Source organism: Tepidimicrobium xylanilyticum (assembly GCF_900106765.1).
Taxonomy (GTDB): domain Bacteria; phylum Bacillota; class Clostridia; order Tissierellales; family Tepidimicrobiaceae; genus Tepidimicrobium; species Tepidimicrobium xylanilyticum.
Genome location: NZ_FNNG01000029.1, coordinates 1 through 7195, shown reverse-complemented (window position 1 = coordinate 7195; position 7195 = coordinate 1). Strand labels below are relative to the sequence as shown.

Annotated in this window: 13 protein-coding genes; all 13 read left to right on the top strand. The window is 32.7% G+C overall.

The genetic code is table 11. The features are described from left to right. Positions 1-301, top strand: a 301-nt coding sequence (locus tag BLV68_RS15025; RefSeq protein WP_093755222.1) for a DUF1064 domain-containing protein, incomplete at its 5' end; no start/stop codon positions are given. A gap of 85 nt (positions 302-386) precedes the next feature. Next, a complete protein-coding gene (locus BLV68_RS15020) occupies positions 387-728 on the top strand; it encodes a DUF7694 domain-containing protein (RefSeq protein ID WP_093755220.1) in 342 nt (113 codons plus the stop codon). A gap of 15 nt (positions 729-743) precedes the next feature. Then, complete coding sequence (locus BLV68_RS15015) at positions 744-935, top strand: hypothetical protein (RefSeq protein ID WP_093755218.1); 192 nt, start codon at positions 744-746, stop codon at positions 933-935. Beyond that, the gene (locus BLV68_RS15010) at positions 935-1126 is read left to right on the top strand and encodes a hypothetical protein (RefSeq protein WP_093755216.1); all 192 of its coding nucleotides are present in this window, start codon (positions 935-937) and stop codon (positions 1124-1126) included. The genes BLV68_RS15015 and BLV68_RS15010 overlap by 1 nt, the downstream gene beginning before the upstream one ends. A gap of 340 nt (positions 1127-1466) precedes the next feature. Next, entirely contained in the window at positions 1467-2108 is a 642-nt protein-coding gene (locus BLV68_RS15005; RefSeq protein WP_093755214.1) for a putative HNHc nuclease, read from the top strand. Between the two features lie 13 nt (positions 2109-2121). Next, positions 2122-2553 carry an RNA polymerase sigma factor sigma-70 region 4 domain-containing protein gene (locus tag BLV68_RS15000; RefSeq protein ID WP_093755212.1) on the top strand — a complete coding sequence of 144 codons (432 nt, stop codon included), beginning with the start codon at positions 2122-2124 and terminating at the stop codon, positions 2551-2553. A gap of 149 nt (positions 2554-2702) precedes the next feature. Then, complete coding sequence (locus tag BLV68_RS15585; protein ID WP_159428727.1) at positions 2703-2858, top strand: hypothetical protein; 156 nt, start codon at positions 2703-2705, stop codon at positions 2856-2858. 1 nt (position 2859) lies between these two features. Beyond that, on the top strand, positions 2860-3042 hold the full coding sequence (locus BLV68_RS14995; RefSeq protein WP_093755210.1) for a hypothetical protein: 183 nt from the start codon (positions 2860-2862) through the stop codon (positions 3040-3042). A gap of 108 nt (positions 3043-3150) precedes the next feature. Continuing rightward, the gene (locus BLV68_RS15580; RefSeq protein ID WP_159428726.1) at positions 3151-3300 is read left to right on the top strand and encodes a hypothetical protein; all 150 of its coding nucleotides are present in this window, start codon (positions 3151-3153) and stop codon (positions 3298-3300) included. Between the two features lie 61 nt (positions 3301-3361). Beyond that, on the top strand, positions 3362-3826 hold the full coding sequence (locus tag BLV68_RS14990; RefSeq protein ID WP_093755208.1) for a terminase small subunit: 465 nt from the start codon (positions 3362-3364) through the stop codon (positions 3824-3826). After that, complete coding sequence (locus tag BLV68_RS14985; protein ID WP_234949947.1) at positions 3789-5060, top strand: PBSX family phage terminase large subunit; 1272 nt, start codon at positions 3789-3791, stop codon at positions 5058-5060. Before BLV68_RS14990 ends, BLV68_RS14985 begins: the two co-directional genes overlap by 38 nt. 13 nt (positions 5061-5073) lie before the next feature. After that, the gene (locus tag BLV68_RS14980; protein ID WP_234949946.1) at positions 5074-6495 is read left to right on the top strand and encodes a phage portal protein; all 1422 of its coding nucleotides are present in this window, start codon (positions 5074-5076) and stop codon (positions 6493-6495) included. Continuing rightward, a partial coding sequence (locus BLV68_RS14975; protein ID WP_200773820.1) for a hypothetical protein occupies positions 6488-7195 on the top strand: 708 nt, incomplete at its 3' end. The genes BLV68_RS14980 and BLV68_RS14975, both read left to right, overlap by 8 nt.

Here is a 7195-nt window from a genome sequence, read left to right as displayed (position 1 = left end):
GGATGGGATAAAGTTTGATAGTCAGAAAGAAGCAGAGTATTATTGCAGGTTAAAACTACTTAAACAAGCTGGAGAAATAAAAGATTTTGGATTACAACCTAGATATGTTTTGCAACCTGGATTTGAAAAAAACGGAGAAAAATTTAAGCCAATAACTTACATTGCTGATTTTGTAATAGTAAACAATGATGGAACAACAGATGTTGTTGACATAAAAGGGGTAGAAACCCAAATATTTAAAATAAAACGAAAATTGTTTGAGTATAAATACCCTGATTTGAGCCTAAAAGTGGTTAAGTAAAAGGGGGATGAAATTGAAAGATGGCTTAATCAATAGAAAAATATATAAAAGAAATTGCATAAGATGGTGAGTTAGGAGGGACAATATGAGAAAAATTGAAGAAATCAGAAGAAATGGACGGTTACAAATAATAGAAGAAGGCATGGATGGAATGATGGGATATATACACCTTCCTATATCAAAACGGCCATTAACGTTCGTGTTTAGTTGGGGTGGGGGATGGGAACATGTATCAGTTAGCCATAGAAATAAAGTTCCTACTTGGGATGAAATGTATATGGTAAAGGATATATTTTTTGAAGATGAAGAAGTTGTGGTTCAGTATCATCCACGAAAAAGTGAATATGTGAACATTCATCCTTATACTTTACACTTATGGAGACCTATAAATAAAGAAATTCCAACACCACCCATAGAATTCGTTTAAATAAAGGGGGCAGCTATGGAGATAAATAAGCATTATGCAAAATCAAAAACACAAAATCTTAAAAATGAAATTGGACGATACATAGATGAAATAGTAGATACAGCTGAAAAGATGAATAGCCTGGACTACTTTAATATAGAGATATCAAATCATGAAGGAAAGCTTAATGTTGAATATAAGTTGAAAAATAGAAAGAAGGTGTATTGATGTTACCAGGACAAATAGGCAAAGAAATTTTAACAGTTTCTGATGGTGTTGTAAGGCTTTGTTATGATACTGTTACTAATTCATGCAGTATAGGCTTAAGAACTACTAAAGATGTTGAATGGAAATATATAAGTAAAGAGTTATATTACTTATTAGTTCAGGAATTGGTTAATCAAAAAGGTAATAAGTAAGACGCAATATGTTTATTATGTGAAGGAGGTTAATTTTGAAATATTGTGAAGGGTGCCAACATTATATTCCAATTGCAAGGTATCAATTTGAAATGAAAGACCCTAAAATGAGGAAGTGCAAACATTATTCAATTTGCAACAGGATTAGGAAATTAGTAGAGAAAGAACAATCTCAACAACTTGTTTTTTTAACTAGCCGAACATAACAAGGATAATATGTAATATAAACATATAAGTATAGATATTGTATATACAAAGTCCTACCATACCTAGATGGCGGACACCTTTTAAGCTATGAAAGTAGCTTGAGGTGTCCTTTTTTATTGAGGAGGGAAGATATATGCAATACTTCTCACAAATAACAAATATAAGAGAAACAGAAAAGGGAACAGATCTTATTCTCCATATACCAGGAGAACTGATCCAGAGGAAGATTATTAAATATAGAAATGGATCCGTTATTAATGCGGAGATAAGGATAGATGACAATAGAACTATTACTGCAGAGCAAAGAAAAAAGATATATGCAACTATAAGAGATATAGCTGATTATCTGGGAGATTGGCCAGAGTATTATAAAGAATTCCTTAAATTTCAATTCTGCATGGAAAAAGGAATAGATTATTTCTCATTATCAAACTGCAGCATATCAATTGCAAGGGACTTCATAACCTACCTGATAGATTTTATTTTGAGAGAAGGTATTCCTTTATCAGAAGCAGCATTGAAAAGAACTGATGATATAGATAGATACCTATGGAGCTGCATTAAATATGGCAAGTGTTGTATATGTGGAAGGAAGGGAGAAACACATCATTACAATGCAATAGGTATGGGACGTAATAGAAAGAAAATAGATGATAGTGATTTAAGGAAGATGCAGCTATGTAGAATTCATCATACTGAAATAGAGACTATTGGCAGGGAAAGTTTTGAAAAGAAATATCATGTGTATGGGATTATTCATGATGAGGAGGAATAGGAGGGATGTGGAGATGGATGTAGTGAAATCATATAAGGATCTATGCGAAGAAATTGAAATTTGGAAAGATAGACTTAAAAGTTATGAGGTGCAGCTAAAGTCTATAAGTAAGCTGGCCAAACTAGATGGCCCTTCTGATATAACAGCTATAGATTATTCAAAACCTTATGTAGATGGGACTAAGCAAATTGGGTTTGAAGAGGCATTAGAGATGCTAAAAAAAATAGAAAACCATATATACTTGCATAAACAAGCTATAGAGAATATGGAGAGATATAAGAAAAGGATCAAGGAAAGGATAAAAAATTTGGAAGGGATAGATTACAAAGTAGTGTATATGAGAGATATAGAAGGAAAATCGCTTGTAGAAATAGCAGAAGAGCTAGGATATTCTTATGACTATATTAAAGAAATATCTGCAAGGAATAAAAGAACCCACTATTAACCCACTGACAAGGAATAAATTGCATGTTAATATGATAGTAAGTAAAAAAGTTTCTAATATCATGTGTCTCAAAACGAAATAAAGCAAGGATTTATCGAAAATCTCACCCATAATCCCCCGGGTGGGATTTTTTATTTGGGGTGATAAATATGATTAAGGTTAAATGTAAATATTGTGACTATAAATTAGAAAAACCCAGATGGGAACATATTGTTTCTGCTATTAGAAAGCAGGGCGGCCATGCAGGGAAGAATATTTGTCCTAGTTGCAAGAAAAAGGGATTGAGATTGGACTGGGGTGATTAAATTGACTATAGGGGAGAGATTAAGACTAACTGATATAAATACATATAATAGGCTAATAAAACTCTTTAAAACCGAAATAGACAAGCCTAGAAGGATAGATTTAGGAGATAGTGTAGAAAATCTAATGAAACATGATAGTCATAAAAGAGTAAGAGGAGCATTAAGGCAGATTAAATGGGAATAAAAAAAGGATTTTCCTCCTTTCTTGGAGAAATATAAATAAGAAAGGAGGGAAAGGTATGAAAAAGCTTATATTAATTCTCCAGATTCTCAAACTGCAGCAAGTGATTATATGATAACTATAATTTATGTTGATGGTGAAGTTTTTAAGAAAAAAATTACTCAATATTCTTATTCAAATGTATTTGAAGTGATAAAAGATATGCATGAAGGTGAAAACGATAAGATGGTGAAAAGTATAAAAATAGAGTATATTAGGTAAAGTATGTAATATTAAGAGCCAATAGGCTCTTTTTTCTTGCAGAAAAGGCAGGTGAGGTGATGTGAAGCTAACAGAGAAGCAAAGAATATTTTGTATTGAGTATTTAAAAGACTTGAATGGAACTAGAGCATACAAAGTAGCATATCCTCATGTGAAAAATGATAATACAGCAGCAGCTGCAGCAAGTAGACTGTTAAGAAATGTTAAGATTAAATCTTTCATTGATAAAAAATTAAAAGAAATAGAGGATAAAAAAATAGCAAAGGCCGAGGAAGTCCTTAAGTACCTAACTAGCGTAATGAGGGGAGAAGAAACAGAGGAAGTAGTTGTAGTAGAAGGAATTGGAGAAGGCATGAGCAGTGCAACTACTATAAAAAAGCAAGTAGGAGCAAGAGAAAGGATTAAAGCTGCTGAATTACTTGGCAAGAGGTATGCGTTGTTTACAGAAAAAGTGGATATTGAAGGAAACATGGGAGTTGTAATCGTAGATGACATTGAAGAAGATGGTAGCGATGAAGAAGATTAAACTTAGCGAACTAATAGCTCCTAACTTTTATGAGCTTCATAATGACATAAAGAACAATAGGTATACACATTATTGGCTAAAAGGCGGACGAGGAAGCACAAAATCATCATTTATAAGCATTGAAATAATACTAGGTATGATGAAAAATCCTAACGCTCATGCAGTAGCATTAAGAAAAGTAGGAGTTAACTTAAAAGACAGCGTATATGAACAATTACTATGGGCTATAGAAAAATTAGGTGTTAGTGATTATTGGATGGCACGTTTAAGCCCCTTAGAGCTTATATATATTCCAACAGGACAAAGGATATTGTTTCGTGGGGCAGATAAACCAAAGAAAATAAAATCAATTAAAGTTAAATCTGGATATATTCGTTATGTATGGTACGAAGAAGTTGATGAATTTAATGGAATGGAAGAAATCCGAATCATCAACCAATCTTTACTGCGTGGTGGAGATAAATTTGATGTTTTTTATTCATTCAATCCACCAGATAGCCAGAGAAATTGGGTAAACAATGAAGTAACAAGAGAATATCCAGATAGAAAGGTGCATCATAGCACATATTTAACTGTTCCTAAAGCATGGCTTGGGGAACAGTTTTTTATTGAGGCAGAACATTTAAAAAAAGTTAACGAAAAAGCATATAGACATGAGTATTTAGGAGAAGTTACTGGTACAGGTGGAGAAGTGTTTACTAATGTGACTATAAGGAAAATAACAGATGAAGAAATCAAAATATTTGACAGGATTAAAAGAGGAATTGACTGGGGTTATGCTATAGATCCATTTGTATATATAAAGTGCCACTATGATAAGACAAGAAGAAGGCTTTATATCTTTGATGAAATATATAAAGTTGGATTAAGCAATAGAAAAGCTGCTGAAATGATTAAAGAAAAAGATCCAGGACATAAAACCATTATAGCAGATAGTGCTGAACCAAAATCTATAGCTGAAATGAAGTCTTATGGTATACGTATTCGAGGAGCAATAAAAGGCCCTGATAGTGTTGATTATGGAATTAAATTTCTCCAAGATCTAGAGGAGATTATCATAGATGGTGAAAGATGTCCAAATGCTGCCAGAGAGTTTTTAAACTATGAATTAGAAAAAGATAAAGATGGTAATTTTAAAGCAGAATTTCCAGATAAGAATAACCATACTATAGATGCTGTTAGATATGCATTAGAAGATGAAATGAGATATAGCAGAATAGAATTCTTGAAGTAAGGCAGGTGATAAAGTGATAACATACCAGGAATTATTAGAACAAAAGCTTATAAGTGAATCTAAAATTACAGATTCAAGTATAATAAAAGATTTGATTAGCGAACATGATACTAGTCAAATGATTGAGGGAGAGAGGTATTACTATAACGATAACGACATAAAAGATAGAAAGCAATATTATTACAAAGATGGAATGAAGGTAGAGGATGATACAAAGCCTAACAATAAAATACCTCATAATTGGCATAAGCTACTTGTTGACCAAAAGGTAGCTTATTTAGTAGGAAAACCAGTAGTATTACAAGCTGGAGAAGACCAAAAAGATTATACAGATAAGCTTAATCTTATTCTTGGCGAAGAATGGGATGACACTTTAAGCGAATTAGCTAAAAATGCAAGTAATAAAGGGACAGAATGGCTGCATGTTTATATCAATCATGAAGGCCTTTTTAAATTTATAATCATACCAGCAGAAGAAATAATACCAATTTATGATACAAGCCTTCAAGAGAATTTAGAAGCAATATTAAGGTATTACTTAGTAGATGTAAATGGACAAGAAAGAATTAGGGTAGAGTGGTGGACAAGGAATAATGTAACTTATTATATCCAAGATGATGATGGCAACTTTGTCTTAGATGATACAGAGAAAGTTAATCCAGCACCACACTTCTACTACAACGACGTAGGCTATGGCTGGACTAAAGTGCCTTTTATAGAGTTTAAAAACAACGAAGGAAGAATATCAGACCTTAAATTTGTCAAAGAATTAATAGATGCCTATGACAAAAATGTTTCAGACCTAGCAAATAATCTAGAGGAAGTACAAGAGATAATAACAGTTCTAAAAGGATATGAAGGCACAGACTTAACAGAGTTTAAAGAAAACCTTAGATACTATAAAGCCATAAAAGTAACAGGAGAACAAGGAAGTGGAGTAGACAAGCTAGAACAAAGCATACCAATAGAAGCTAGGAAAGAGATGCTAGACCGATTGGAAGAAAATATATTCCTATTTGGACAAGGTGTAAACTTAAAAACTGATAGGTTTGGCAACAGCCCTTCAGGAGTAGCTCTTAAATTTCTATACTCTCAATTAGACCATAAGGCTAGTATCATGGAAAGGAAATTCAGGAAGGCTATTAAAAGGCTACTTTGGTTTGTAACTGAATATATTAACATAATAGACAATAAAGATTATGACAGCACCACAGTGCAGGTAACATTTAGAAAAACTATGATAACAAATGACATGGAAGATACACAAATTGCAGCTCAATCTAAAGGAATTATAAGCGACGAAACAATCGTTGCTAATCATCCATGGGTAGAGGATGTAGTAGAGGAATTGGAGAGATTGAAAAAGCAAGAAGAAGAATATCTAAAGCAATTTGAAGGAAGTTATTTAGGTCCAGGAGATGAAGGAGATGAATAGGCCTTCCAATAGTTACTGGGAAAAGAGGTTTGAACTGCTAACTGAATCGTTACTAAATAAAGCTGGTAGGCATTATACAGAACTTATAAGAGAATATGAGAAAGCTTTACTAAATATACAAAGAGAGATAGAAAGGTTTTATGCTAAATTTGCAACAGATAATCAAATAACATTGGCAGAAGCTAGGAGGTTGTTAAACAATAGAGAATTAAGAGAATTCCATTGGACTATAGAAGAATATATAGAAAAGGCAATAGAAAACTCTCTAGATGAAACATGGATAAAGGAGCTTAATAATGTAAGTGCAAGAGTAAGAATAAGCAGGCTTGAATCATTAGAATATCAGATTAGGCAGCAAATAGAGCTTTTATCTGCTAAAAGGCTTGAAGGCTTAACTGAACTGTCTAAAAACATAACAGAAGAAGGCTATTACAGAACTATATATGAAATACAAAAAGGCTTTGGTGTAGGAGATACATTTGGGATATTAGATACTGGACTAATAGAAAGCATAATCACAAAACCATGGGCACCAGATGGTTCTAACTTTTCAAGTAGGATATGGAAAGATAAAAATTTGTTAATGAATGAATTGCAAAAGAGTTTAATTCAATCATTTATAAGAGGAGAAGCGCCAGATAAAGCTATAAAACATATAGTTGATACAATGAATGTATCAAAAAAGGCAGCTGGAAGACTT